25 protein-coding genes are annotated in these 24,890 nt (G+C 62.8%); 16 read left to right on the forward strand and 9 right to left on the reverse strand.

All coding sequences use genetic code 11. The features are described from left to right. The first annotated feature begins 11 nt into the window (after window positions 1–11). The 3 genes from RHP72_RS09830 to RHP72_RS09840 are packed head-to-tail and all read left to right on the forward strand — an operon-like array spanning window position 12 to window position 3,452. Window positions 12–1,292, forward strand: coding sequence for an ATP-binding protein (locus RHP72_RS09830; protein WP_037125680.1), 1,281 nt, complete (start codon window positions 12–14; stop codon window positions 1,290–1,292). Then, on the forward strand, window positions 1,289–1,948 hold the full coding sequence (locus RHP72_RS09835) for a response regulator transcription factor (protein ID WP_003940972.1): 660 nt from the start codon (window positions 1,289–1,291) through the stop codon (window positions 1,946–1,948). Before RHP72_RS09830 ends, RHP72_RS09835 begins: the two co-directional genes overlap by 4 nt. Before the next feature lie 49 nt (window positions 1,949–1,997). Next, window positions 1,998–3,452 carry an MFS transporter gene (locus tag RHP72_RS09840; protein ID WP_064073926.1) on the forward strand — a complete coding sequence of 485 codons (1,455 nt, stop codon included), beginning with the start codon at window positions 1,998–2,000 and terminating at the stop codon, window positions 3,450–3,452. Here the strand turns inward: RHP72_RS09840 and RHP72_RS09845 are convergent. The 6 genes from RHP72_RS09845 to RHP72_RS09870 form a co-directional block, all read right to left on the reverse strand. Then, window positions 3,449–4,657: an MFS transporter gene (locus RHP72_RS09845; RefSeq protein ID WP_030535124.1), complete on the reverse strand. Its 1,209-nt coding sequence runs from the start codon at window positions 4,655–4,657 to the stop codon at window positions 3,449–3,451. The genes RHP72_RS09840 and RHP72_RS09845 overlap by 4 nt on opposite strands. 188 nt (window positions 4,658–4,845) lie before the next feature. Then, window positions 4,846–6,240 carry a cell wall metabolism sensor histidine kinase WalK gene (locus RHP72_RS09850; RefSeq protein WP_083057659.1) on the reverse strand — a complete coding sequence of 465 codons (1,395 nt, stop codon included), beginning with the start codon at window positions 6,238–6,240 and terminating at the stop codon, window positions 4,846–4,848. Continuing rightward, window positions 6,237–6,935 carry a response regulator transcription factor gene (locus RHP72_RS09855; protein WP_058039028.1) on the reverse strand — a complete coding sequence of 233 codons (699 nt, stop codon included), beginning with the start codon at window positions 6,933–6,935 and terminating at the stop codon, window positions 6,237–6,239. The genes RHP72_RS09850 and RHP72_RS09855 overlap by 4 nt, the downstream gene beginning before the upstream one ends. Before the next feature lie 75 nt (window positions 6,936–7,010). Then, window positions 7,011–7,652 carry a phosphatase PAP2 family protein gene (locus RHP72_RS09860; RefSeq protein WP_007727498.1) on the reverse strand — a complete coding sequence of 214 codons (642 nt, stop codon included), beginning with the start codon at window positions 7,650–7,652 and terminating at the stop codon, window positions 7,011–7,013. Between the two features lie 2 nt (window positions 7,653–7,654). Then, complete coding sequence (locus RHP72_RS09865) at window positions 7,655–8,239, reverse strand: M15 family metallopeptidase (protein ID WP_003940687.1); 585 nt, start codon at window positions 8,237–8,239, stop codon at window positions 7,655–7,657. A 110-nt stretch (window positions 8,240–8,349) separates the two neighbouring features. Beyond that, window positions 8,350–9,027 carry a helix-turn-helix domain-containing protein gene (locus tag RHP72_RS09870; protein ID WP_003940889.1) on the reverse strand — a complete coding sequence of 226 codons (678 nt, stop codon included), beginning with the start codon at window positions 9,025–9,027 and terminating at the stop codon, window positions 8,350–8,352. A 135-nt stretch (window positions 9,028–9,162) separates the two neighbouring features. Between RHP72_RS09870 and RHP72_RS09875 the strand changes: the two genes are divergently transcribed. Together RHP72_RS09875 and RHP72_RS09880 are read left to right on the forward strand one after the other, a co-directional pair. After that, window positions 9,163–9,999 carry a class I SAM-dependent methyltransferase gene (locus RHP72_RS09875; RefSeq protein ID WP_047270192.1) on the forward strand — a complete coding sequence of 279 codons (837 nt, stop codon included), beginning with the start codon at window positions 9,163–9,165 and terminating at the stop codon, window positions 9,997–9,999. After that, the gene (locus RHP72_RS09880; RefSeq protein WP_311094614.1) at window positions 9,996–11,387 is read left to right on the forward strand and encodes an FAD-binding oxidoreductase; all 1,392 of its coding nucleotides are present in this window, start codon (window positions 9,996–9,998) and stop codon (window positions 11,385–11,387) included. The genes RHP72_RS09875 and RHP72_RS09880 overlap by 4 nt, the downstream gene beginning before the upstream one ends. 9 nt (window positions 11,388–11,396) lie before the next feature. On the opposite strand, the gene RHP72_RS09885 is transcribed toward RHP72_RS09880, so the two are convergent. After that, window positions 11,397–12,596: a serine/threonine-protein kinase gene (locus tag RHP72_RS09885; RefSeq protein ID WP_003940952.1), complete on the reverse strand. Its 1,200-nt coding sequence runs from the start codon at window positions 12,594–12,596 to the stop codon at window positions 11,397–11,399. A 227-nt stretch (window positions 12,597–12,823) separates the two neighbouring features. Between RHP72_RS09885 and RHP72_RS09890 the strand changes: the two genes are divergently transcribed. From RHP72_RS09890 to RHP72_RS09920, 7 genes are all read left to right on the forward strand, one after another. Continuing rightward, the gene (locus RHP72_RS09890) at window positions 12,824–13,714 is read left to right on the forward strand and encodes a hypothetical protein (RefSeq protein ID WP_083057665.1); all 891 of its coding nucleotides are present in this window, start codon (window positions 12,824–12,826) and stop codon (window positions 13,712–13,714) included. Then, window positions 13,711–15,264, forward strand: coding sequence for a DNA polymerase Y family protein (locus RHP72_RS09895; RefSeq protein ID WP_047270190.1), 1,554 nt, complete (start codon window positions 13,711–13,713; stop codon window positions 15,262–15,264). The genes RHP72_RS09890 and RHP72_RS09895 overlap by 4 nt, the downstream gene beginning before the upstream one ends. Before the next feature lie 165 nt (window positions 15,265–15,429). Then, on the forward strand, window positions 15,430–16,275 hold the full coding sequence (locus tag RHP72_RS09900) for an alpha/beta hydrolase (RefSeq protein ID WP_030535117.1): 846 nt from the start codon (window positions 15,430–15,432) through the stop codon (window positions 16,273–16,275). Next, window positions 16,262–17,017, forward strand: a complete 756-nt coding sequence (locus RHP72_RS09905) for an alpha/beta fold hydrolase (protein ID WP_030535116.1) — start codon at window positions 16,262–16,264, stop codon at window positions 17,015–17,017. Before RHP72_RS09900 ends, RHP72_RS09905 begins: the two co-directional genes overlap by 14 nt. A gap of 67 nt (window positions 17,018–17,084) precedes the next feature. Next, window positions 17,085–17,426 carry a DUF6292 family protein gene (locus RHP72_RS09910; RefSeq protein ID WP_007727485.1) on the forward strand — a complete coding sequence of 114 codons (342 nt, stop codon included), beginning with the start codon at window positions 17,085–17,087 and terminating at the stop codon, window positions 17,424–17,426. A 45-nt stretch (window positions 17,427–17,471) separates the two neighbouring features. Further along, window positions 17,472–19,109 (forward strand): sulfatase-like hydrolase/transferase, encoded by a 1,638-nt coding sequence (locus tag RHP72_RS09915; protein WP_058226414.1) that lies wholly within the window; start codon window positions 17,472–17,474, stop codon window positions 19,107–19,109. 87 nt (window positions 19,110–19,196) lie between these two features. Further along, complete coding sequence (locus RHP72_RS09920; RefSeq protein ID WP_003940790.1) at window positions 19,197–20,153, forward strand: R2-like ligand-binding oxidase; 957 nt, start codon at window positions 19,197–19,199, stop codon at window positions 20,151–20,153. A gap of 9 nt (window positions 20,154–20,162) precedes the next feature. On the opposite strand, the gene RHP72_RS09925 is transcribed toward RHP72_RS09920, so the two are convergent. Further along, entirely contained in the window at window positions 20,163–20,801 is a 639-nt protein-coding gene (locus tag RHP72_RS09925) for an HD domain-containing protein (protein WP_210378273.1), read from the reverse strand. 125 nt (window positions 20,802–20,926) lie between these two features. Here RHP72_RS09925 and RHP72_RS09930 point away from each other — a divergent pair, with 125 nt between their 5' ends. Further along, window positions 20,927–21,883, forward strand: a complete 957-nt coding sequence (locus RHP72_RS09930; RefSeq protein ID WP_007727480.1) for a GlxA family transcriptional regulator — start codon at window positions 20,927–20,929, stop codon at window positions 21,881–21,883. On the opposite strand, the gene RHP72_RS09935 is transcribed toward RHP72_RS09930, so the two are convergent. After that, complete coding sequence (locus RHP72_RS09935) at window positions 21,868–22,713, reverse strand: alpha/beta hydrolase (RefSeq protein WP_042923446.1); 846 nt, start codon at window positions 22,711–22,713, stop codon at window positions 21,868–21,870. The genes RHP72_RS09930 and RHP72_RS09935 overlap by 16 nt on opposite strands. A 128-nt stretch (window positions 22,714–22,841) precedes the next feature. Here RHP72_RS09935 and RHP72_RS09940 point away from each other — a divergent pair, with 128 nt between their 5' ends. The 3 genes from RHP72_RS09940 to RHP72_RS09950 are packed head-to-tail and all read left to right on the forward strand — an operon-like array spanning window position 22,842 to window position 24,876. After that, on the forward strand, window positions 22,842–23,345 hold the full coding sequence (locus RHP72_RS09940; RefSeq protein WP_042449832.1) for a hypothetical protein: 504 nt from the start codon (window positions 22,842–22,844) through the stop codon (window positions 23,343–23,345). Window positions 23,346–23,354: 9 nt separating this feature from the next. Continuing rightward, complete coding sequence (locus RHP72_RS09945; protein WP_007727476.1) at window positions 23,355–23,927, forward strand: YdeI family protein; 573 nt, start codon at window positions 23,355–23,357, stop codon at window positions 23,925–23,927. 58 nt (window positions 23,928–23,985) lie between these two features. After that, a complete protein-coding gene (locus RHP72_RS09950) occupies window positions 23,986–24,876 on the forward strand; it encodes a sucrase ferredoxin (RefSeq protein ID WP_311094616.1) in 891 nt (296 codons plus the stop codon). Window positions 24,877–24,890 lie beyond the last annotated feature (14 nt).

Here is a 24,890-nt window from a genome sequence, read left to right on the forward strand (position 1 = left end):
ATGCCGTACCCATGAAGAAGGGTGTGCCCATTCCGGGCGGTGTTCCATTGCGAAAGCTGGAGCGGCGCTCCGGCGGTCGCATCGTCGCCGGTGTTGCAGGCGGTATCGCCGATCATCTCGGGATCGACGTTCTGAAGGTTCGAGTCGCCTTCGCGATTCTGGCGGCGATGGCCGGATCCGGCATCGTGATTTACGGCGCCCTCTGGATCTTCACCTCCGCCGGCACGGACACCCAGAAGCCGTCCGCGGCCGAGCGGCAGCGGGCGTACGGCTTGATCGCACTCGGATTGGGCGGCGCAGCCGCGTTGTCCTGGCTGTTCAGCGGCACGGCGGGTTCGGTGCTCGCACCGTTCTTCGTCGTCGCGATCGGTGCCGCTTTGGTGTGGCGCGAGTTCGACTCCGACGGTCCCCGGACCGTCATCGGCTTGCCGCAGCGGCCTACCGTTCTCACGTGGGCGCGGGTGGTCGGGGGAGCGACCTTGATCATCTTGGGTCTCGGCGTCGTCGTCCTCGCTCAGGTCGACCTCGAAGCACTGCGCTCGTCCCTGCTGGCCGTGGTTGTGACGCTGATCGGTGTCGGTTTGTTGACGGTGCCGCTGTGGCTGCGGATGTGGCGGGCTCTCGGCGCCGAGCGTGCGGCCCGAATTCGCAACGACGAACGTGAAGAGATCGCCTCGCATCTGCACGACTCCGTACTTCAGACGTTGGCGCTGATTCAGAAGCAGTCCGACAATCCGCAAGAGGTGGCGCGCCTGGCCCGTGGTCAGGAACGTGAGCTGCGCAAGTGGTTGTTCAGCGGCGGGGATATCGACCACACGAGCCTGACGGAAGGTCTGAAGATCATCGCCGGTGAAGTGGAGGACCAGCATGGCGTCACGGTCCGCCCCGTCACGGTCGGCGACGTACAACTCGAAGGCGAAGGCGTCGAGAACGGTCTGCCCAAGGAAGCGTTCACCGCGCTCCTCGGTGCGACGCGTGAAGCTCTCGTGAACTCGGCAAAGCACTCGGGGGAGAAGGAAATCAATCTTTTCGCCGAGGTCGAGGGCGACCAGGTCAGTGTGTTCGTTCGTGATCGCGGAGTCGGATTCGACGTCAATGCGGTGCCGGAGGACCGTCAGGGTTTGGCCAAGTCGATTCGTGGTCGCATCGAGCGACGGGGTGGCCGCGTCGTGGTTCGATCCGACATCGGAAAGGGCACCGAGATCCGCGTGCACATGCCGCTCGGTGACTCTGCTCTAAAGTGGGACCAGACTGCTGACCGTGTCGACAACCCCGAGGAACAGCCCCAGTGACTTCGCTTGCGCCGCCCCCGTACCGCGTATTTCTTGTCGACGATCATGCAGTGTTCCGCTCCGGGGTGAGGGCGGAACTCTCGCGCGAGGCAGACATGGACGTAGTCGGTGAAGCCGGTGGCGTCGCTGAGGCGATCGCGGGTATCAACTCGACGAAACCGCATGTCGTTCTGCTCGATGTCCACATGCCTGACGGTGGTGGAGTGGCAGTTCTGCGCGGAATCGATTCCGGCCCGGTGTGCTTGGCGCTCAGCGTTTCCGATGCGGCCGAGGATGTGATCGCGGTGATCCGCGGCGGCGCGCGCGGGTACGTGACCAAGACGATCTCGGGATCCGAACTGGCCGAGGGTGTACGACGCGTTGCCGGTGGTGACGCAGTGTTCGGGCCTCGCCTGGCAGGCTTCGTACTGGACTCCTTCACCGGGCGTTCCAATGCACCCGAACCGCAACTCGATCCGGAACTCGACTCGCTGACTCCGCGAGAACTCGAAGTGCTCAGATTGCTGGCACGTGGGTACACCTACCGTGAAATCGCCGAGGACCTGGTGATTTCCGTGAAGACGGTCGAGACTCACGCATCGAACGTCCTGCGAAAGACTCAGCAGTCCAATCGCAATGCGTTGACGCGTTGGGCACATCGTCGCCAGATCGACTGAATTCCCGCGCGCTCTTTCGCGATTGCGTGTGAAGGCGCACCATGGACCGATGACGGAACCACTGGCGCTCGCGTCGAAGCGTGGGCGTTGGGTTGTCGCCGCCACCGTTCTCGGCTCGAGCATGGCTCTCCTCGACGGCACCGTCGTCAACATTGCTCTTCCTCACATCGGTGAAGAACTGGGTTCCGGTGTCGCCGGACTGCAGTGGACGCTCAGCGGTTACACCTTGGCCTTGGCGTCGCTGATTCTGCTCGGGGGAGCGCTCGGTGATCGTTGGGGTCGGCGACGGGTATTCGTGTGGGGGACGGTCTGGTTCGCGGTCGCGTCGTTGCTCTGCGGAATTGCACCGGACATCACGTTTCTGGTGATTGCACGAATCCTGCAGGGTGTGGGAGCTGCGCTCTTGACGCCTGGCAGCCTTGCCATCATCTCCGCGTCACTTCGTGAGGAGGACCGCGGCGCGGCCATCGGATTGTGGTCGGGTTTAGGTGGTGTTGCCGGCGCCATCGGACCGCTTTTCGGTGGTTGGCTGGTGGAAGTGGCGGGATGGCGATCGGTATTCCTTCTCAATATCCCGCTGGCGATCGTCGTGGTGTGGGCAGCGGTGCGCCATGTACCGGAGAGCCGCGACCCGCATCCGCCCGAGCACCTGGACGTGGTCGGATCTGCCTGCGCAGTAGTCGGTCTCGGCGCACTGACGTACGGGCTGATCGAGGTCAACCCGATAGTCGGGCTGATCGGAGTGATCGTGCTCTGCCTGTTCGTTGTGGTGGAACGACGCTCACCGAGTGCCCTTGTGCCGCCGTCCCTGTTCCGCTCGCGGATGTTCGTCGCGGCCAATCTGGTGACCCTTGCGGTCTATGCGGCGCTGGGCGGTGTGTTCTTCCTGCTCGTGCTGCAACTGCAATTGGTTGCCGGGTACTCGCCGGTGGCTGCCGGCGTCGCAACGGTACCGATCACCTTGGCATTGCTGCTGTTGTCTTCGCGCGCGGGCAGTTACGCGCAGACGCACGGACCGCGGTTGCCGATGACGGTCGGGCCCGCCGTTGCCGCGGTGGGGTTGGTGTTGATGACGCGGATCGGCCCGGATGCGTCGTACCTGACCGTCGTGCTGCCGGGAGTTCTGGTGTTCGGGCTCGGCCTGGCGGTGATGGTCGCGCCGTTGACCGCCGCGGTGCTTGGTTCGGTACCGGTGGAGCAGTCCGGAATCGCATCCGGTGTGAACAATGCCGTTGCTCGCACGAGCCAACTTCTTGCCGTCGCGGCCTTGCCTGCCCTCGTGGGTATCGACGCCGAAAGTCTGGTCGATCCGACGAGTTTCTCCGACGGGTTCCGGTACGCGATGTACATCTGTGTGGCACTGCTGTTGGTCGGTGCAGCGATCGCCGCGACGCTGATCCGAACTCCGACAGTAGAGCCTGTTCAGGAAGCGGATTCGGTTGCCTGCAAGCCGCATTGTGATCTGACGGGACCCGCAGTGCAACCGAATCCGATGAGGGACTAGACGCTGATGTCGCGATCGCGGCTGGGCACCAAGGGAATTGCTGCGGCGGGAAATGCCGCGACTATCGCGAAGGCGAGCGGGTAGCCGACCGCGCCGATCAGCGCACCGACCACCGGGCCCACTGCTGACGCGGCAATGAACTGCCCGGTGTTCTGTGCGCCCAATGCTTTTCCTTGCCATTTCGGCCCGGCAGCTTCGGCCACGGAAGTGAATGCCAAACCGTTGTCGGCGACGCTGATAGTGGTTGCCAGCAGCAGGATCAAGGCGGGAACGCCCCAAGGCGCTGCGCCGGCTGCCGCCATTGCCAACATGACCGCAGACGCGGAGACGGCAACCAACCGCAGCGGGCCTACTCTGCTTCCGGCGCGATCACTCCAGATGCCGACAACGATGCGTCCGAGTGCACCCACGAACTGGGAGATCCCGATCAGGAGCCCAGCGGGCGCAGCGTCCCATCCTTGCTCGCTGATCAGCCAGACCAGACCGAATGTCGAGAGGGTGAACTGCGGAAACACCAGCAGTGCCGAGACGACGTGAATGCGCCACAGGAACCAGTTCGAGCGATAAGGATTTACCGTTTCGACCGGGATGTCTGTGGGCCGCGCCGCCGGCCGCGGGGGATTGATCAATGCGACGGCGCAGATCAGGGCGAGAACGCCGTTGAGAGCTACCGACAGTCCGACAGCCGAACCGATTCCTACGTTCGCAGCGAGAGTCGGGATGGTCAGCGACGCGATGGTCACGCCCAGGGGCTGTGACATCTGCCGGATTCCCATCGCGAGGCCGCGCCGATCCTTGGGAAACCAGCCGACCACAACACGTCCACTGGCAGCGTTGGTGCTCGCCGCAGCCATTCCGCCCAGCAGAAATGCGATCCCGAGGAGGGTGTAGTTGTCGGTGGTGGTCGCGGCCAGCGCGGCGATCGCCGTCAGGCCGAGCCCGATTGAGATGACCCATTTCTCGCCGAATCTGTCAGCCATCGCTCCCCACGCCACCAGCGTGAGAACCATGCCGAAAGTGGGTGCAGCGGCCAGAGTTCCGGCCTGCGTCAACGAGAGGCCGTGCTCGGAATGCAGCAGCGGGATCAAAAAGGCGGGGGTGCTGACGAAGACGGTGCCTGCGGCCTGGGCTGCGACGCCGATTCCGAGCATCGTCCACGCCTTCGGGGAGACGGCCGTCTTTTCCAGCCGCGACGCCTGCGTCATGGTGCCCTCCGATCTCTACGCTGTTCGACGATGCCGACGCTACTCCCGTGGTTTCACATGTTGAAACCAGAATCCCATTATTTGGTCAAACGCGGACGGTTCAGGGTGCGAAGTGCCCACCCCTTTTCGAGCGAACGGTACGACGATCGCCTTGGGTGCGCCGAAAGGTACGTTCGCTCGGGAAGGGGTCAGCGACGGGGCAGGCGAACCGTGAAGACCGTGCGACCATCCACCTGGTCGACGCCGATGGTGCCGCCGTGCAGGTGCACGTTCTCGACAGCGAGCGAGAGTCCGAGTCCGCTGCCCTCGCTGCGTCCGCGCGCGGTGTCGACCTTGTAGAACCGCCGAAAGATCGCCTGCCGGTCTTCGGGTGAGATGCCGGGGCCGTGGTCGACGACGGTGATGACGGAGAAACCGGATTCGACGCTCAACTCGACGCGAACCGGGGGCGCTCCGTGGCGCAGTGCATTGCCGACGAGGTTGGCGACGACAATGTCGATCCGACGCGAATCGACTCTGGCGCTGACACTTTCGGGTGCGCGCAGTTCGACGGTGTCTGTCCATCCGCGGCTCTCGAGTGTGCGCTCGGTCAATTCGACGAGGTCGACGTCGTCGAGGACGAGGTGCGCTTGCTGAGAGTCGTGGCGAGACATTTCGATGAGGTCTTCGACAAGTCGAGTGAGCTTGCCGATCTCACTGCTCACGATGCGCGCGGCAGCGGCGGCGTCGGGCGGAAGATTGGGGATCTCTTCACGGAGGATCTCACTGACCGGCACCAGTGCTGCGAGCGGCGTCCGGAGCTCGTGGGAGACGTCTGCGACAAACCTTCTCGACTGCTCTTCCGATTCTTCCAGACCTCGGATGACCGCTTCGTTGCGAGCGACCATGTTGTTGAACGTTGTTGTGACCTGGGCGAGTTCGGCTACTCCGTCTTCGGGGAGTCGGACGCTGAGGTCGCCGTCGGCAGCGCGGGCGGCCGCCTTGTCCAGGCGTTTGAGCGGACGGACAAGCGTCGACGCGATCCACAGCCCGAGTAGTCCGCTCACCAACACACCGGCGGCGAGGGTGAGGCCGACAGCTCGAAGCAGGTCGTCGAACTTGTCCTGCACTCCTACCAGCGGCCGGATGGTGACGGCTTTGACCAATGTCTCGTTGTCGTAGCTGTCGTCCGTGCTCATGTCCACGACATTGACGGACATTCCCAACATGATGCGCTGGGAGTCGAGCCTCTCGAAACGGATCAGCTTCGGACTGTCCAAACCTTCGTCGAAGCTGGGCGGAATGGTCGCCGCATCCACGGATCCTTGACGGATGACTTCGCCGTCGACGATCAGCGTCATGTCGGACTGGAAGATCTGTTGGAGGTTGGCAGGCGTCAACTCGTCTACCGGTGTTCCGTTGACGTATTGCAGTTCGTCGCGAAATTGTGCGGTCGCGACATCCTGAGCGTTGGAATAGATCCACGACCGTGCCATGAACGAGACGACACCCGCGGTTGCCCCGGCGATGATCACGACGATTGCGATGAACACGAGCACGAGCCTGGTTCGCAGACCGTCGACCTGAAGCCAGGTCGGTTTCATCGGGCTGGGCTGGTGTTGAAGCGATACCCGAACCCGCGCACCGTTTCGATGACGGTCGGTGCGGCCGGGTCGTCCTCGATCTTTCCGCGCAGCCGCTGCACTGCTGCATCGACGATTCTGGAATCACCCAGATACTCCTGGTCCCAGGCTGCGGACAACAACTGTCGGCGGCTCAGGACCTGTCCGGGGTTCTCGGTCAGCGCCAGGATCAGTCGGAGTTCGGTCGGGGTGAGGGTCAGCAGCATCCCGGCCTTGCGGACCTGCAGCGACGACCGATCCAATTCCAGGTCGCCGAACGTCTCTGCACCCGGCGTCGCATCCGGGCGCGTCGTTGCGGGTGCCGAGCGCCGCACGACGGCTTTGATACGAGCGTCGAGGACGCGCGGACTGGCCGGTTTGACGACGTAGTCGTCGGCACCGGCTTCCAGGCCGGCGACGGTGTCGATGTCGTCGGATCGAGCGGTCAGAATGATGATCGGGATCGAACTTCGGGTGCGGATACGTCGGCAGATCTCGTAACCGTCGGCACCCGGCAGCCCGAGGTCGAGTAGGACGAGGTCCGTGGCACCCAGGGCGTCGTCGAAATCACCGTTACCGTCGGGGCGATGGCTGACGTCGTGCCCGAGTCGGTTCAGTCCCAACGTGATTGCCTCGGCCACTGCTGGATCGTCTTCTATGAAAAGAATGCTCACCATGAGCTCACCTTGGACTCGCCATGATCAGGGGCCTTCTGCGGTCGGAGAAATCTCGGTCAGCCAAGGGTACAGGGGTCACACTCGCGAGAGTCGCTCGTTGCCTGAGTCTGCCAGCACCGCATGCCGGGCGACGCTGGTGTTCAACGGAAATGCCGACACAGCGAGGGTGTAGCAGCCGACGAGCAGTAGTGCACCGATCACGTCGCTCGGGCGGTGCCATTGCAGCACGACTACCGAGATCGCGGTTCCGATGGTGATCAGCGCACCGTTGACCGCAACGACCGCCCGCCACCTCGAGGGCGTGACGATCACGATCGCGCAGACCAGAGCAGCTATGGCCGTCAAAGTGCCGCTGGGGAAGGAATTGTGCATCACCAGACCGTTCAGGTCCGGTCGATTCAGCGATTGTTTGAGAACCCAGGCTGTCGTGATGGGGCCGAGGGTCACGACGACGACGCGTAAAGCTAGCGCAATCGGGTTGTTGCGCAATGTGATCATGAGCGCCACGAGCACTCCTCCCACTATCAGTATCGGGGTGACGAGGCCGATGAACTCGGCGGAGAACACGCTGAGGCGTTCGGAGGTGGCCGCGCCCACCATGAGTTGTTGATCGACGATCTGACCACCGGTCGTGTTGACCGCCAATTCGAATTCGACGACTCCGAGGATCAAGAGTGCCAGTGCGGCAATCAGTCTCGCTGGTTTGACTCGTGTCATGATCAGCCTTCCGCTCTCTCGTCCGAGGGGTTGCTCAGTTGTGGCGGGCATTCCCCGCCAGGAGTGGTTGCCAATTCGAAATGCCACATCTCGTTGGCGTAGGTCTGGCAGAGGCCGTAATCGCTGCCGTGCTGAATGAGCCAGTCGTCGGCGTCGGTCGGTCCGATGTCGACGGCCTGTCCACTGACATGCTTGGACAGGCTCGGCGAGTGCACCCACTTGGACGCTTCGTCCACGCTGCCGTACTTGACGACGGCTTCGTCGAACAGTCGCTGTTGGTATGCCGCGGACCGCCAACCCGACGTGACGTGCATGTCCACGCCGGATGCCTGTGCGTCGGCCGCTGCCGACTGGAGCGCCGCGAGCAGTGCGGAATCGAGACGGGCAAGCGCGGGCACATGAGTGTCCTGCAAGCTGATGCCGTCCTCGATCTCGCCGCCTGAGGGTCCTGAATCAGGCTGAGTGGCAAGGTAGTTACCGCTCTTCGGTTGTGCTTCTTCTGTGTACGAGCAGGAGCTGAGCGCGACCGCACCGAGCACGACTGCACCGAGTGCGACGAAGCGGATGATTCCGCGGTGGCTGGGCATACAACAGAGACTTCTCGGTCAGTGTCACCGGCAGGTGGTCACCGTTCGTCGACGGTGTCACGGTCTGCAACAGCTCTGTAACAGGACGGAACGGGGCTGGTGAGCGCGCGCTACGCGGGGCGCGGGATCGACGCGAAAGTCGACAGCTCGAACCACGAAGGCAGGCTACGACGCAACGCAGTAGGCCCAGAAATGGTGACGTCACCAGACCGTATGGCGTCCGACCAGGTCAGGTTACCTCGCCAGATCTCGGTCATCTGTCGCAAGCCCGCAGAGACCGACACTGCAACGTCGAAACCCGGATCGATATCGCACATGTCCACCTCACCGGAATTGATGACGAGCCACCAGTTCCGCGAATGTCCACGTACTCCGGAGAATGCGAAGTGCACCACGGTCTTGCCTTCAGGCACCACGGAATGATCCACGCGGCGATGCATGTCCCACAGCAGCAGCTTCGGATCCAGATCTTCGTCGCCCAGTTCACCGATCCACCTGGTACCCCAGATGCCGAGAGCTTCGACCACAGGGCGCAGTTCGCGGCCGGCGTCGGTCAGACGATAGCTGACGACACAGTCGGTTTCTTCTCGCTCCACGATGCCGGCGACCGCGAGTTGGTGAAGCCGGGTCGAGAGCAGAGTCGGTGACATTCGCGGGAGCCCGCGGCGGAGATCGTTGAAATGTTCGCTTCCCATGATCAGTTCGCGGAGGAGAAGCAGTGTCCACCGCTCGTCGAGTAGCTCCATCGCCTTGGCGACGGGGCAGAACTGGTGGTACGAGGACCCCATCTCTCGATCGTAGGCCTCCGGGGTGCTCCGGTACAGATTTCGTACTGGAGAGGAGCGAACCGTCGTCGTAGCGTCGGAGTAACGGCATGAACGCTGTCGGGCTCCGAGTACGAAAATTATTGAAGGAGAACGGTAATGAGTGAATCAACGGGGACTCTCGGGTTGGACCGGGAGCTGAAGGCCAAGCACCGGGCAATGTGGGGGCTCGGTAACTATCCGGCGGTGGCGACGCAGGTCATCGCGGAACTCGGACCTGTATTGGTGCGTGAATGCGGCGTGCAGAAAGGAGATCGGGTGCTCGACGTCGCGGCGGGGTCCGGCAACGCCGCCATTCCGGCGGCTGCGCTGGGTGCGCAGGTGATCGCCACCGACCTGGCTCCCGAACTGTTCGTGGCAGGACGGGAGGCCGCGGCACTCGCGGGTGTCGAACTCGATTGGCAGGAGGCCGACGCCGAGGCTCTTCCGTTCGGCGACAACGAGTTCGACGTAGTGCTCTCGTGCGTCGGTGTGATGTTTGCCCCGCATCATCGGCGCGCCGCGGACGAACTTTTGCGAGTATGCCGACCCGGCGGAAAGATCGGAGTGCTGAGTTGGACTCCGACGGGGTTCATCGGCGAGATGTTCAAAACGATGAAGCCGTATGCACCGCCCCCGCCTCCTGGTTCGCAGCCGGCGCCTTTGTGGGGCGACGAGAACCATGTTCGTGATCTGCTCGGCGATGTTGCCGCAAGGAAAGACGTACTTCGTGTGGACACATTCAGCGGGCCGGAAGATTTCCGCGATTTCTTCAAGAAGAATTACGGCCCGACCATCGCGGTGTACCGGAACATCGCCGGCGATCCTGACCGCACGCAGGCGCTCGATCGCGATCTGCTCGAGTTGGCAAAGAAGTACGGCAGCGGAAGCGAGCCGTTCGTGATGGAGTGGGAGTACCTGCTTCTCACCGCGACACCCGATGAGGGCGGTGCATGATGACGACGGTCGAGTTCGCGCCACTGAAATCGGCGATCACGGGTTCTGTGTTCAGCCCCCGAGATCCGGAGTACGACGACGCCAGGTCGATCTGGAACGGGCAGATCGATCATCGTCCGGCGGTGATCGCCAGGTGCCGGTCGGCGTCGGATGTGTCTGTGGCACTTGCATTTGCCAGAGCCCATTCGTTGGAGGTTTCGGTCAGAGGCGGTGGGCATTCCTACCGAGGTACATCGGTGTGTGAAGGCGGTGTGATGATCGATCTCAGTGCGATCAGCGTAGTCAGTGTCGCCCCGTCCGCGAAGCGAGCCAGGGTCGGTGGTGGTGCGACGATTGCCGACCTCGACGCCGCGACGCAGGAACACGGATTGGCAGTGACCGGTGGAGTGATCAGTGATACCGGCGTCGGTGGCCTGACCCTCGGCGGCGGCATGGGGTGGTTGACGCGCACGCTCGGACTGGCGATCGACAATCTGGTGTCGGCAGAGGTGGTGCTCGCCGACGGTTCGATCGTGCGGGCCTCCGAGAACGATCACGGCGACTTGTTCTGGGCGCTGCGCGGCGGCGGCGGAAACTTCGGAGTGGTCACCGAGTTCGAGTACCGTCTGAGCGAGATCGGTCCGGAAGTGCATCTGGGACTGTTCTTCTGGGGGATGGAGGACGGACCCGCAGCGCTTCGTCTGTGCCGCGAAGTGGTGCCTGCCCTGCCGAGAAATGCCGGAGCGATGGTTGCCGTCGGTTTGTCCGCGCCTCCGGCACCGTTTGTTCCGGATCAGTTTCACCTGCTGCCCGGATACGCGTTGCTGGTAGCCGGTTTCGGATCGGAAGAGGAACACTCGAACGCGATTGCGCCGATTCGAGAGGGCGTGCCGACGCTGTTCGAGTTCGTCACCCCGCTCCCGTACATCGGTTTACAGTCGATGCTCGACGAATCGGAACCATGGGGTGCATACGCCTATGAGAAGGCCTTGGACCTGGTGGATTTCTCCGACGACGTGATCGATGTTCTGACCGAGCAAGCGGGCAAGAAATCGTCGCCGATGTCCTTCATGCCGATCTTTCCGCTGCAGGGAGCTTTCACCTCCGTCGGCGAGGAGGACACTGCGTTCGGTGGTTCTCGCACACCACATTACGTGTGCAACATGACGGCTACGGCCACCGATGCCGGGACACTGGAATTGGATCGATCGTGGGTGCGTGAGACCTGGGAAGCCTTGCGTCCGTTCTCGTCCAATCAAGGCGGGTACGTCAACTTCATGACCGATGTCGACGAGGACCGAGTGCGAGCGTCCTACGGTGCGGCGAAGTACGCGCGATTGTCCGCCGTCAAGGCGAAGTACGACCCGGACAACGTGTTTCACCTCAACGCAAACATTCTGCCCGCGTAGAGCGTCCGGTCAGGCCGTGAACACCAGGATGACGACGATCAGTGCGGCCAAGATGATGACGGCAACCATGCCTGTCATGGCGAGGGGAGCCCAGGCCACTACCTTGTCGCGGGTGCTGGCATCGGCGGGGCCGGTCGGTATCCGCGGCGGCCAGGAGAACATGTCCATGGGGCTGGGGACGTTCCGCAGTGGCGTGTTCTGTTGCACTGCAGGCAGTCCGGTGATCGTGGAGCCGGTCAGGCGATTGCGGCGGTGTGGGTCGGCGAGTTGTGTGGTGCGGTGAGCCCACGCCGGCACGGCGCCTTCGGACGAGTAGACGGGAGCGTCGATCAACTGCTCGATCGTGCCACCGCCCGTCGCGGCTGCAGCGAGCGCGTCGCGTGCCTGAGCCATCGTCGGCCGACGGGTGGGGTCCGGCTCGAGGAGCTGAAGGAGAACGTCGGTGAGCGGTCCGGACTTGGTGGGTCGGTAGATCTCGGCCTTGGCGACACGATGCAGTAGAGCGATGGCGTCCGAGTCGATGCCGAAGGGCGGTTGACCCTCGATCACCGTGTAGAGCGTCGACCCGAGTGAGAAGACGTCACTGGCCTCGGTGGGATCGTCGCCGCGGGCAACTTCGGGTGCAAAGTACGCGGGAGTGCCGGTGATGACCTCGTCCTGGGTGTCGGATACGTCGCTCTTTGCGCGGGCGATGCCGAAGTCACTGATCTTGACGGTGCCGAGAGACTTGCCTCGGTCGGCGATCAGGATGTTGCCGGGCTTGATGTCGCGGTGGACGATGCCGGCGGCGTGCGCCTCGGTGAGTGCCGCAGCGATCTGCGCGCCGATCTGCGCGACCTCCAGCGGTGGCAACGTGTCGGCCAGGTTCATCGCCTGGGCGAGGCTGCGGGCGGGGAAGTACTCCATGACCAACCACGGTTCACCGGACTCGATCGCGACGTCGTACATGGCGATGGAGTGGGGGTGGGTGAGCTTTGCGGCGTTCCTGCCTTCGCGCAATGTACGTTCACGGACCTCTTCGGCCGTTTCGGTGTCGAGGCCTTCCGTGCTTGTGACCTGTTTCACCGCGACGTCACGGCTGAGGAGGGTGTCGCGGGCCAGCCAGACGGCGCCCATGCCTCCGTCGCCGATCTTGGAGCGGAGTCGGTACCGCCCCGCCAGCAGGTATTCGGGCCCGATGCCCCTCCCGGTCTGCTCCTGAGCTGTCACATCTCAAGGTTAATGGATTGATGCCACTGTGACGCTCGAGGCTCCTGTGAACTGGGTTTTTTGCTCTGCTTGACGTGTCGGGGGTGACACGGTTTACTGAAAACAGTTCGAAAATATGTTCGAAATTGCTGTTCGTTGGATGCATGTCAGACCCGACTTCCCCGCGGTTTGCCGGCTGGTTATGGATTGCTGCCGAGTGAGTTTTTCCGGTGTTCCGGAGGATGGGGATGACCGAGGTGACCGAGTTGGTGGAGCTGTCGGCAGATGCGGCGGGGTTGTCCCGTCAGGATCGGCTGGCACAGCTCCGCCGACAGATCGCGTCCATTCCCTCTCGCGGCGATACGTCGTTTTCGGGACCGAGTGTTTCCGTGGCTGGTGTTTCCGGGACAAGTGCAGCAGCCTTCGAGAGTGTTGCCGACCGGGACATACCGGTCGTGGACCGCGCGCACAAGGCTGGTGTTCTCCCAGTGCCGGAAGGTATCGGGGCATTGCTACCGCAGGGCGGTTTGGTGCGCGGAACCGTGGTGTCCGTCGAGGGCGCTGCTTCCTTGCTCTTGGGATTGGTCGCGTCCGTGACGGCGTCCGGGGGGCATGTGGCAGTCATCGGGCAACCTCGACTGGGATTGCTGGCGGCGTACGAGATGGGTGCGCAACTGGAACGTCTGGCGCTCATTCCGGCGCCTGGGCCGGATCCGGTCGAGATCGCTGCTGTGCTGCTCGACGGTATGGATCTGGTGATTCTGGGATTGGCGGGTGCGTCGGTATCCCCGTCGCGTGCGCGAGCGGTGGTGGCGCGCGCCCGGAGCAAGGGCTCGACTCTTGTTGTCACCGAAGGTCACTGGGACGGGGCCGAAGTTCGGTTGGACGCTCGGGTTCATGGTTACGGTGGGTTCGGTCAGGGCCGTGAGTTGGGGCGTGGTCGGCTCAGTTCCCTGAGCCTCGCGGTTCGTGCTCGGGGGCGCTCGTTCCAGCCCCGGACCACGCGTCTGGACATCTGTAGTGCAGCCGGGCGGGTCGAGTGGGTACCTTCCCGGCCGGTCGAGGCCGTGTCGGAGCAGGTGGTGTCGGAGCAGGTGGTGTCGTCGCGGGTGGTGTCGTCGCGGGTGGTGTCACTGTGAGCAGAGTTCTGGCGTTGTGGTGCCCGGACTGGCCGGCGGTGGCAGCGGCAGCGCTTGCCGATCTTCCTGCCACGCATCCTGTCGCAGTCACCTCGGGTAATCGGGTGATCGCATGTTCGGCGACGGCCCGCGCGGAGGGAGTGCGACGAGGCCTGCGCCGACGCGAGTCGCAGGCCCGCTGCCCGGAACTGTATGTGGCGATGGCAGATCCGGAACGCGACGCCAGATTGTTCGAGCCGGTCGCCGCGGCCATCGATGCGGTGGCACCGGGCGTCGAGGTACTTCGTCCTGGTTTGTTGGTGCTCAGTGCGCGAGGTGTCAGTCGGTACTTCGGTTCGGAGGAAGCCGCGGCGGAACGATTGGTGGATCAGGCATCTGCTGCGGGCGTCGAGAGTCAGGTGGGTGTGGCGGATCAACTGTCCACAGCGGTCATTGCCGCGCGCCGGGCAGCGCTGGTGCCGCCGGGGGAGGGGGCACGGTTTCTGGCGCCGCTACCCATGCCGGAGTTGGCGGCCGAGCCCAGTCTGTCTGCGCCGCATCGCGGGGAGTTGGTGGATCTGCTGCGCAGGCTCGGGATCAGAACCATCGGTGCTTTCGCGGATTTACCGGCAGTGGACGTCGCTTCGCGTTTCGGGGCCGATGCGGTGCTCGCGCATCGTGCGGCGCGCGGTGAACCCGAGCGGCCACCGTCGGCGCGGACGCTTCCGCCGGATCTGGAAGTGGAGCAGCATTACGATCCGTCGATCGAGCGGGTGGATGCCGCAGCGTTTGCCGGGCGCGCCTTGGCGAGTCTCCTGCACGACAAATTGTCGGCTGCCGCAGTGGCGTGTACCCGCCTGTCGATTTCGGCCAGCACGGGCAACGGTGAAAATCTTTCTCGGACTTGGCGTTGCGCCGAACCTCTGACACCGGAGGGAACGGCCGATCGAGTGCGATGGCAACTGGACGGCTGGCTCACCGGGCGCAGTGGGACCCGGCCGACCGCAGGCATAGCGGTGTTGCGTCTGGAACCGGTGGAGGTGGTCAGTGCCGGCGCTTTGCAGTTGGGGCTGTGGGGCGGTGTCGGCGACGAGGAGGAGCGGGCCAGGCGAGCATTGGTGCGCGTGCAAGGTCTTCTGGGCGGCGAATCGGTTCAGGTCGGTGTCCTGAGCGGTGGTCGAGGGCCCTCGGAGCGAATTACCCTGTTGCCCTTGGGTGACGAGCGGGTAGCTGCTCATGATCCGACAGCCCCGTGGCCTGGTCGTCTGCCGCAGCCGTCTCCGGGGTCGATCTTCGTCGACAATCCCAAGGTATGGCTGGAGGATGTGGCCGGCAACGCCGTGTACGTCACTGAGCGCGGTGTCTTCAGCTCGCAGCCGGGAAGGCTGAAGTGGGGGAGCAAGGAATGGGCAGTGCAGGGATGGGCCGGGCCCTGGCCGGTGGACGAGCGATGGTGGGACGCAGCCTCGGCGCGCACGGCCGCGCGGGCTCAGGTGCTGTTGGAGGAATCGCGGGCGTTGCTGATGATCTGTGAAGGCGGTGGATGGTCGGTGGAGGGTGTGTACGAATGAGCTCGTAGGTACAGCCAGCTGTACCGGACATGGTCGAGTCGACTGTACGAACAGTAGGGGCGCTGGCGCCATCGCACTGACGCCATCGGGCGCCTAGCGTTGATGACATTCAAAAACTCACTGTTGCAATGATTCTCGTCGTTGCAGCTCTTCGCGAGGAGTGTCATGAAAACGGCGGGTCGAGCTGACGTTTCCGGAACCGATCGACTTCACTACGAGCCGATGGAGCTACGCGACGCACAACTTCTGGCGTACGACGAGACCGGCGAAGGCCGGATCGTGGAGGTGTTCGGCGATGTCGCCACAGCCGAGCACATCATGATCTTCGTGCCGGGCAACGACAACGGACTGGGAAACTACTTCGACGAGAACCGTCCGACAGGACCACGCGCGAGCGGATGGACACTGGGAAGGATGCTCCGAACGCTCGGGCCGAACGACCGCGTCGCGGTGATCGTGTGGGTCGGTTATCGGACGCCGTGGGGATTTCTCGAGTCGTTCTCCCGGACACTTGCAGAACTTGGTGCGATAGATCTGGCGCGGTTGACTCGTATCCTGCCGCGATCGGCGCATGTGACGCTCGTCGGACACAGCTACGGGGCCGTGGTGTGCGGACTCGCTCTCCCGTCGGCGCGAGTGGACGATTGCGTGGTGCTGGGTAGTCCGGGGATGGGGACCAGTTCGCGCGAAGACCTGTGCTTTGCCGGAAATCTCTGGGCTGCGCTTGGTCCGTCGGACTGGATCCGCTACTTCCCACGCGTGAAGATCGGCCGCATCGGGCACGGCCCGTCTCCAGTTCGGGCGCAGCACGGAGCCATTGTTTTCTGTACCGGTGCCGTTCGAGGGCATTGCGGCTACTTCGCCGATGCAAGCGAGTCGCTGCGAAACATCGCGAGGATCGGACTCGGTCGCTACGACGAGGTCACGCGACCAGGGGAGTTGCAGCCTCGGCTGACCGCGTCAGCAATCCGTGAGGACGGGTCTATCCTGGGAACTCGTGAGTGTCGCTAACGTACGAAGTGCCGGCGGGGTCCAGATCAGCTACCGCGATTCCGGCTCGCATCCCAGTGTGGCCGATCTGCCTCCGGTAGTCCTCGTGCACGGGATGGGCGGCGACAGCGGTACCTGGGACAAGTTCGCGCGGACCTTGCGATCACGCAACCGGCGAGTTGTCTCGGTCGACCTTCGCGGCCACGGCCGGAGCGCTCGTGCGTCGTCGTATCTGTTCGAGGAGTTCGCGGACGACGTCATGGACGTGTGTGATCATCTCGAACTCGAGCAGGTGGACCTGGTCGGCCACTCGCTCGGCGGGCACGCGGCGTCGTTGATCGCGCAGAAACGTCCCACTGCGGTGCGGAAGTTGGTCATCGAGGAAGCGCCGTTACCACTACGTGCGGGTGACCCGGAACAGGTGTTCGCGAGGAAATTGCCGAGTGTCCCAGAACTGTGGCACGCCACAACAAGTTTGGTGCGGCATCCGCGAGCCGCGTTGACGTTCGATCGCTCGATGACGCGGTCCGCGCTCGAGCAGTTCCGCCGACCGGATCCGCAGTGGTGGGATCGGTTGCCGCTCATCGAGGCTGACATGTTGTTCCTGCGTGGAGGTCTGGGCGGGATGGTGGATCCTGTTCGCCTCGACGCTGTTGCAGCCACCGTCGCACGCTGCGAATTGGTCTCTTTCCGTACCGGCCACAGTGTCCACCGCGACGGTCATCGCCAATTCGAATCCGTTGTGTTGCCGTTCATTTCCTGAAAGCGCAATACTCGATCGGTGATGCCACGAACCCATCCGAAACGTGTGTGGCACCGAATGTACTTCCATGCATACCAACGGCAACGACTGGTCCGCACACGAATACGTCGACGCGGTAGCACGGTCCGTTCACGGTGAGACCGTCCGATGGCCGCAGGGGCCGAGCATGGATGCGGTGATCGTCCTTCCCGTTCATGCCAGGCACCATCCGGGGAAGAACGCAGTTCTGCTCTGGAATCACGACTTCGGTTGGTCGTGGGGTGTCGAGGAGGCTGATGTGCGAAGGACGATTTCGATAGTCGACACCCTCGGTATCGGCCGGACACCGGATCCGCTGCGCTGTGCGGATCGGGTTATCGAACTGATCAGCGCACGGGCAGTTTGCTCGCGCATGTGTAGCGAAGAGTGATTCGGTCAACTCTGGGGCGACAACGCCTCCGAGAGGACGACGCCCGTGAACCCAGAGAACGTTCCAGCCCCGCATTGTCATTCATTGCCGCGCCGGACGTTCCTCGGTGGCGTCGGTGCCCTTGTCCTCGCGGGAGTGGCAGACGTCGCGGCCGGCGCGGTGAGCGCGGTGCCGGTACAAGCAGCACCCGCCGATCGGTTTCCGCAGAAACCCAACATCGTTGTCATCATCACCGATCAGGAACGCCGGCCGATGTACTGGCCCCAAGGCTGGGCTGAACAGAATCTGCCCAACCGCAAGAGGATTGCCGATCACGGGCTGAGTTTCGACCAGGCAGTGTGCAACACCGCGATGTGCTCGCCCAGTCGCAGTACGTTCTTCACCGGCCTCTACCCCGCGCAGCACGGGGTCACCAGAACGCTCACCGAAGGTGGCACTGTCTCACCCACCGAGCCACAGTTGCAGGTCTCCGAACAGAACATGGCAAAGCTGCTGGCGTCGGCCGGCTACAACGTCCAGTACCGGGGGAAATGGCATCTGAGCAAAGGCGTCGAGGGTGGTGATCCGACAAGCGAGGACGTGGCAGGATTCGGCTTCGAGGGGTGGATTCCGCCGGACGCGGGCCAGGACACCAATCCGGATCATTTCGGTGGCGGGTGCGCAGACCATGATCGCCGTGTCGCCGAGGAAGCTGTCGAGTTTCTCTCCGGACCCGCAGTCGCATCCGGACAGCCTTGGGCGCTGATCGTCTCGTTCGTGAACCCGCACGATGTCCTCGCGTACCCCCAGACGTGGAACGCGATGAACGGCACGTGCGACAACTACGGATCGGACGCGCCAGGCGCCTTCGAGCAGGGTATCGACTTGCCGCCCACCTTCGACGAGATCCTGGCGCTCAATCACAAACCGACAGCCCAGGTTCAGTCGGAACTGCTGTTGGCAGCCGGGCTCGGGCCGCTGCTCGGACCCGATCAGGCGCGTAACTACATCAACTTCTACGCCTATATGCACAAGGTGGTCGACGAACACATCGGCAGCGTGCTCGACGCGATCGAAGCCACTCCACAGATGCTCGACGACACGGTGATCGTTCGGATGTCCGATCACGGGGAGATGGGGATGAGCCACGGAGGTTTGCGGCAGAAAGTGTTCAACGCCTACGAGGAAACACTGCGCGTTCCACTGGTCATCAGCAACCCCTTGCTGTTTCCCGAACCCGTTCGCACCGACGCCCTGGCGTCGTTGATCGACGTGATGCCCACTCTCGCCACGCTCGCCCAAGCGCCTGCGCGTCAATCGTGGAACTTCCTGGGTACCGATCTGACACCGGTCATCGTCGACGCTGCCGCTTATCCGCAAAGTCCCAGCACGCAGGTTCAGGACACGATTCTGTTCACCTACGACGATCAGAACTGTGCGACGCCCGACGGTCAGAACATCGTCACGCAGCCCAACCACATTCGGTGCATACGCGAGAGCCGCTGGAAGTACACGATGTACTTCGATCCTGCGGGAGTTGCTGCGCCGCAATACGAACTGTACGACTTACAAGCCGACCCCTTGGAACTGAACAATCTCGCCAATCCGCTCAACATCGGCTCGTATCGGCCGGATCTGGCAGCTCAGATGAACGCCAAGCTCTTCGCAGTGATGGAGACCAAGGGGGTTTCCCTGAAGGAATAGATCGAATTTCGTCAAAACTGATTCACGTTTCAGTTCTGCGGGCATGCTGGTGGGGCATCTGTCTTCGGTTCGGGAAGAAGGAATGTCATGACTGTCACCTCGCCGGGGCGAGAAGGTTTCAGTTCTCTTCGGTCGGGAGGGTTGAACTGGGATTCGTTCCCACTCCGATTGTTCACCAAGGGAAATGCCAAATTCTGGAACCCAACCGACCTCGATTTTTCGCAGGATGCCCGTGACTGGCAGGAGCTGACCAGCGAACAACAGCGCAGCGCCACCTTCCTGTGTGCACAGTTCATCGCCGGTGAAGAAGCCGTCACCGAAGACATTCAACCGTTCATGAAAGCAATGTCGACCGAGGGACGATTCGGCGACGAGATGTACTTGACGCAGTTCTGTTTCGAGGAAGCCAAGCACACCCAGGTGTTTCGGCTGTGGATGGACGAAGTGGGATTGACCAGTGACCTGCATTCCTACGTCGCTGACAATCCGTACTACCGGCAACTGTTCTACGAGGAGCTGCCGTCGTCGCTACGCATTCTCGAGACAGACCCCAGCCCGGTCAACCAGGTGCGTGCCAGCGTCACGTACAACCACGTCATCGAGGGCAGTCTGGCGCTGACGGGTTACTACGCCTGGCAGAAAGTTTGTGCGACGCGCGGAATCCTCCCTGGCATGCAGCAATTGGTGCGAAAGATCGGTGACGACGAACGACGGCACATGGCTTGGGGAACATTCACCTGCCGAAGACACGTCGCCGCCGACGATCACAACTGGGACGTCGTCCAGCAGCGGATGGGTGAACTCATGCCCATGGCCCTCGGAATGATCAACTGGGTCAACGATCAATTCGAGGTGCAGCCGTTCGGTTTGGACAATCAGGAGTTCCTCGAGTATGCCGCAGACCGTGCGCAGCGCCGACTTTCGGCGATCGAGTCTGCACGTGGGCGGGATGTCGCCGAGATCGACCTCGACTATTCGCCGGAGACCCTCGAGGAAAAGTTCGGGGCAGAAGATGCCGCTGCGATGAGTGAGGCGGCCAAATGACTGCGAATTCTATTGGGGCCAAGCCGAGTTCTGGATGACCTCGACAAAATCGATGTGCCGAAATCCCGGCACAAAATGTTCGAGTACGTCAGCGTTCACCGTCCCGAACGTGCTTTCGGGACGGTGCTTGAAGCCGTCGGTGAAGGCCTTCAAGATCTGATTCTTGAAATCCGGACGGGGGTGGGCCGCGGTGACGGCGTCGATGTCGGCCTGGTCGAGTTCGCTGTATCCGATTCCGAGTACATCGGTCTCCACACCCGCTGTCACCAAGGCGATTTCGGGCTCCAGCCGCGAGGGGACCTCGGGCGTCGTATGTAGAGCGATGCCTTCCCACACTTTGCGGATGTCGGTTTGGTCGACTTCGTAGCCGGTGAGGAATCGCCGCGCTTCGTCCGCGCTGTCCAATTCGAATCGCGCCGTACTGTCCCGGAATTTCTCGGTGAGCCCCAGGTCGTGAAACATGGCGCCGACGTAGAGCAATTCGGGGTCGGCGTGCAGTCCCAAACGCGCGCCTTGCAGCGATCCGAAGAGGAAGACGCGTCGCGAGTGGTGAAACAGTAACTCGGACGCCGTATCTCGGACGAGTTCGGTGGCGTCGGCAGCCATCTTCGAATCGGGGATTTTCACACCGGCAATGATCGTGTTCATCGGTACCTGCTCTGCTCGTCGCTGCTGCGAATTTCTCGGTCTGTCCCAGTGTCGGTCGAGCACGCACGCGGGCGCACCCTGATCTCGGCCATACTGTCCACAGATCAGGACGAAGGGGAGCGATCGTGACCGCAGTGCATCGAGTTGCCGTCCTGGTGTTCGACGGCGTCAAACTGCTCGACGTCGCAGGTCCGAGTGAGGTGTTCGCAGAGGCCAATCGCGGCGGAGCGAACTACGAGTTGGTGATCTGCTCGGTAGGTGGACACGATGTCGACTCGTCGACCGGCATGCGCATTCCGGTCGACTGTGACGTCGCAGATTCCGGTTCCTTCGACACGTTGCTGGTCATGGGTGGCGACGTGTTCCCGTCGATGCCGGTGAGTCCGGAATTGCGTGAGGCAGCGAGCGATCTGGCGAGACGTTCGGGTCGGGTTGCCTCGATCTGTACCGGGACATTCATCCTGGCGGCGAGTGGACTGCTCGATGGACGCCGCGCAACGACGCATTGGCAACACACGGCAACGCTGGCGCGCGCCTATCCGCAGATCACGGTAGTTCCCGACGCCATTTTCATCCAGGACGGCACGGTGTTCTCGTCTGCGGGTGTGACCGCCGGGATCGACCTCGCGCTCGCATTGCTCGAGCGAGATCATGGTGCAGAAATGGCCCGACGTGTCGCACAGCTTCTGGTGGTATTTCTCCAACGTCCAGGTGGGCAGTCACAGTTCTCGCCGTCGTTGAGCGGGCCGCGGCCCCGGGTGCCCGCGCTTCGCGCAGTGGTCGAGGCGGTGGCCGCCGATCCGGCGGGGGAGTACTCGGTCGACGAACTGGCTGCCCTGGCGCACCTGAGCCCACGGCATCTGACGAGGCTCTTTCGGGAAGAACTCGGTACGACGCCGGCCAAATACGTCGAGTTGATCCGTTTCGACTCCGCGAAAGCGCTCCTCGATGCCGGCCACTCGGTGACCGAAGCCGCGCAATTGGCGGGATTCGGCAGTTCGGAATCCCTACGACGAGCATTTTCGACGCATCTCGGAATCTCGCCGCAGGTGTACCGCCGTCGTTTTCAAGCTTTCGGCTGAGACTGACTTTCGTGCTTGCCTTGCGGCGGGCTCATGCCCTGCTTGTCGAGCCAGGCAAGGCTGTAGTCCGCGATCTCACGCCAGCCGTGGTCGATGGTCAGCGAGTGACCTCGATCGCCGAAGACCTTGTATTCGTTGATCGTCGGGGCCTTGGCGTACTTCTTGAACGAGCTGTCCGAACTGGCCTTCGGGACTGTGCGATCCTTGCCGCCGCCGATCATCAGGAGTGGCCCGCGGCGGGCGTTGAAATCTACTGCAGCGGGGCTGTGGGGCGCGAAGTTGGCGAGTGCTGCCTCGAACAACGGCCGACCAGGGGCGGGAATCGCATACTGCTCGAACAATGCGTCGGACTCGTCCTTGGACACGGCACTGGCGAAGGACTTGTGGAACGACTCTCTGTTGTGTGAGTACGCCTTCCGGTAGTTCCCGGGGTTGGACAGGACCGGGAAAACACTGCCCAGTTGAACGAGGGGAAGTTTCAACACCCCTTTGGGCTGAGCCGGGTCGATGGCAATTGCCGCGGTCGCCAACTTCTGGCCCAGCAGTTTCTGCGCGATCAAACCTCCGAACGAATGCCCCACCACGATCGGTGGCTCGTCGAGATCGGCTATCACCTTGGCGTAGTGATCCGTCACGTCCTCGATGCCGTGTCCCGCGATGTCTTCCGGGTGTTCACGCGTCTCACCCACGGTCGACGCGTCCCCTGGCCACCCCGGCGCCATCGTGGGGTATCCCTGCGCGTTGAAAACCTGCGCCCAGGGGTCCCAGGTGGTCGGGTGCATCCAGAGTCCGTGGATGAACAGAACAGTCGGGTTGGACTTGGGCGACATGCGCGCTCCCCGCTATCGGACCGATGATCGATACGGGATGCCCGCTTTTTACAACCTCATTCACATTTTCGGCGAGCTCTTCCGTCGGGCCGTTCCGTTCTGTTGTGCGAAGATGGCACGATCGTGGCATGGCACCAACTGGATCTGCGAAGGCGATGGCACTGTGGACCACCGCTTTTGTTGTCTCACAAGCGAATATTGCTCGCCTACTCGGGCCGGTGGCTCCCAAAGTATTGGAAGTGCAGACGGCGTTCTCCGCTCGCCGGTACGTCGAGATCTTGGACTCCATGGACGACGAGGCCACGGCACGTTTTCGTAGTCACTACTACCCCGACTTCGTACATCCCGCGATCTACGCGATGGCTTTGCGGTCAGCGGGCACGAGGCTCGGGGAGCGGGTTCCCCTTTCCCCGGCAACTCGGCGCGCCCTTGCCGTAGTGCCCGTACTGTCGGCGGCCGGCGACTACGTCGAGAACGTGGTCGGACTCCATTTCCTCGATCATCGCGACAGGATCACCGACTCGAGGGTTCGCGCCGCTTCGACCGTCAGTATTGCCAAATGGGTGCTCGCACTCGGAACTCTCGGATATTTGTCGCAGGGTTTTGTCAGGGTATGGGTATCGCGAAAATGAGGAGCACTGATGGCAGTCGAACTCGGCACCGAATACTTCGCTGACGGAGCAGAGTTCCGTCGATGGCTGTCCGAGAACCACGAGGTGGTCCCCGGCCTTTGGCTGAAAATGGCCAAGAAGACCTCGTCGCACAGTTCGATCGACTACGACCAAGCGTTGGACGTTGCCCTGTGCTTCGGCTGGATCGACAGCCTCGCAAGGCGAATCGACGACGATTTCTTCGTACAGAAGTTTTCGCGACGCACCGCGCGGAGTCCGTGGTCCAAACGCAACGTCGAGATAGTCGCCCGCCTCGACGCTGCGGGACTTCTCGAGCCTTCCGGCATCGCCGAGATCGAGAAGGCCAAGGCCGACGGTCGATGGGATCGCGCGTACGAGGGATCAGCCAAGGCCGAGGTCCCCAAAGACTTTCTCGATGCGCTCGCGGAAAACCCGAAGGCTCGTGAGTTCTACGCGACGCTCAATTCCACCAACCGATTCACCATCGCGTACCGACTGCAGGAGGCAAAGCGTCCGGAGACGCGAGCCAGGCGGATCGAGAAGTTCGTGAACCAGCTTGCGGAGGGCAAGAAGTTCTACTGAGCTGCCGCGTCACTGGGCCACAGGGACTTGCGAATCGACACCCAGCGAGGCTGACACAATGGGCCTCGTGATCGAAGCCGAAACCTGTTCCGCGCTGTCTGCTGTCGATGAACCGCTGGCAGGCAGCGCTGCCGTCGTGCAGGGCTGGGTATGCCTCGAATTCAATGCCGCGTGGGGTCGTGACGTGTTGGACGGTACGGCCTTGGGGGAGGACCTTGCCGCCGAGCTGAGCCGCCGAGCCGATGCAGCGAACGTGCGAATCATGTTCGTTCGGCGACCCGGGCGTACCGATCCGATGACTGATGGACACACCGTCCTGCTTGCGCGCTCCGATCCGAGCGACTCATGGTGTGAAAGGTTGCACATCGATTCGCCGATGGAATTACTCGACGTCGATTTCTTCTTGTTGGATGGGCCGCCACCAGGACTGGGCGAGCAAGTGACCGAGCCAGTCGTATTGGTTTGCGCACACGGCAAGCGCGACCAGTGCTGCGCTGTATTCGGCAGGCCGATCGCCGCAGCGCTGATGTCGTCCTTCGGACCCCAGGTGTGGGAGTGTTCGCATACCGGCGGGCACCGATTCGCGCCGTCGATGATCCTGTTGCCGAGCGGCAATACGTACGGCCGTCTGTCGGCAAGTGAGAGTGTCACGGCCGTGGAGGTGGCTTCCCGAGATCAGGTCCATTTGCCAGGCCTGCGTGGACGGAGTTGTTGGTCTCCTGCGGGGCAGGCTTCGGAAATTGCTGTGCGACAGCAAATAACCTGCGGAATCGACGACTTGGCTGTCATCGAGCAGGCGAGTGACGGGACATGCGTCGTCGCACATGTGGACGGCCGGCGATGGGCGGTGGAGACGGCACTCTCCGAACTCGCGCCACGTCCACCGAGTTGCGGCGCGGCGCCCAAGCCGGTCAGGCCAGTTGTGGTCACGTCGATTCGAGACCTGTGATTTCATCGTCGGTT

The sequence above is a fragment of the Rhodococcus sp. SG20037 genome (genome assembly GCF_031763325.1).
Classification (GTDB): domain Bacteria; phylum Actinomycetota; class Actinomycetes; order Mycobacteriales; family Mycobacteriaceae; genus Rhodococcus_F; species Rhodococcus_F qingshengii.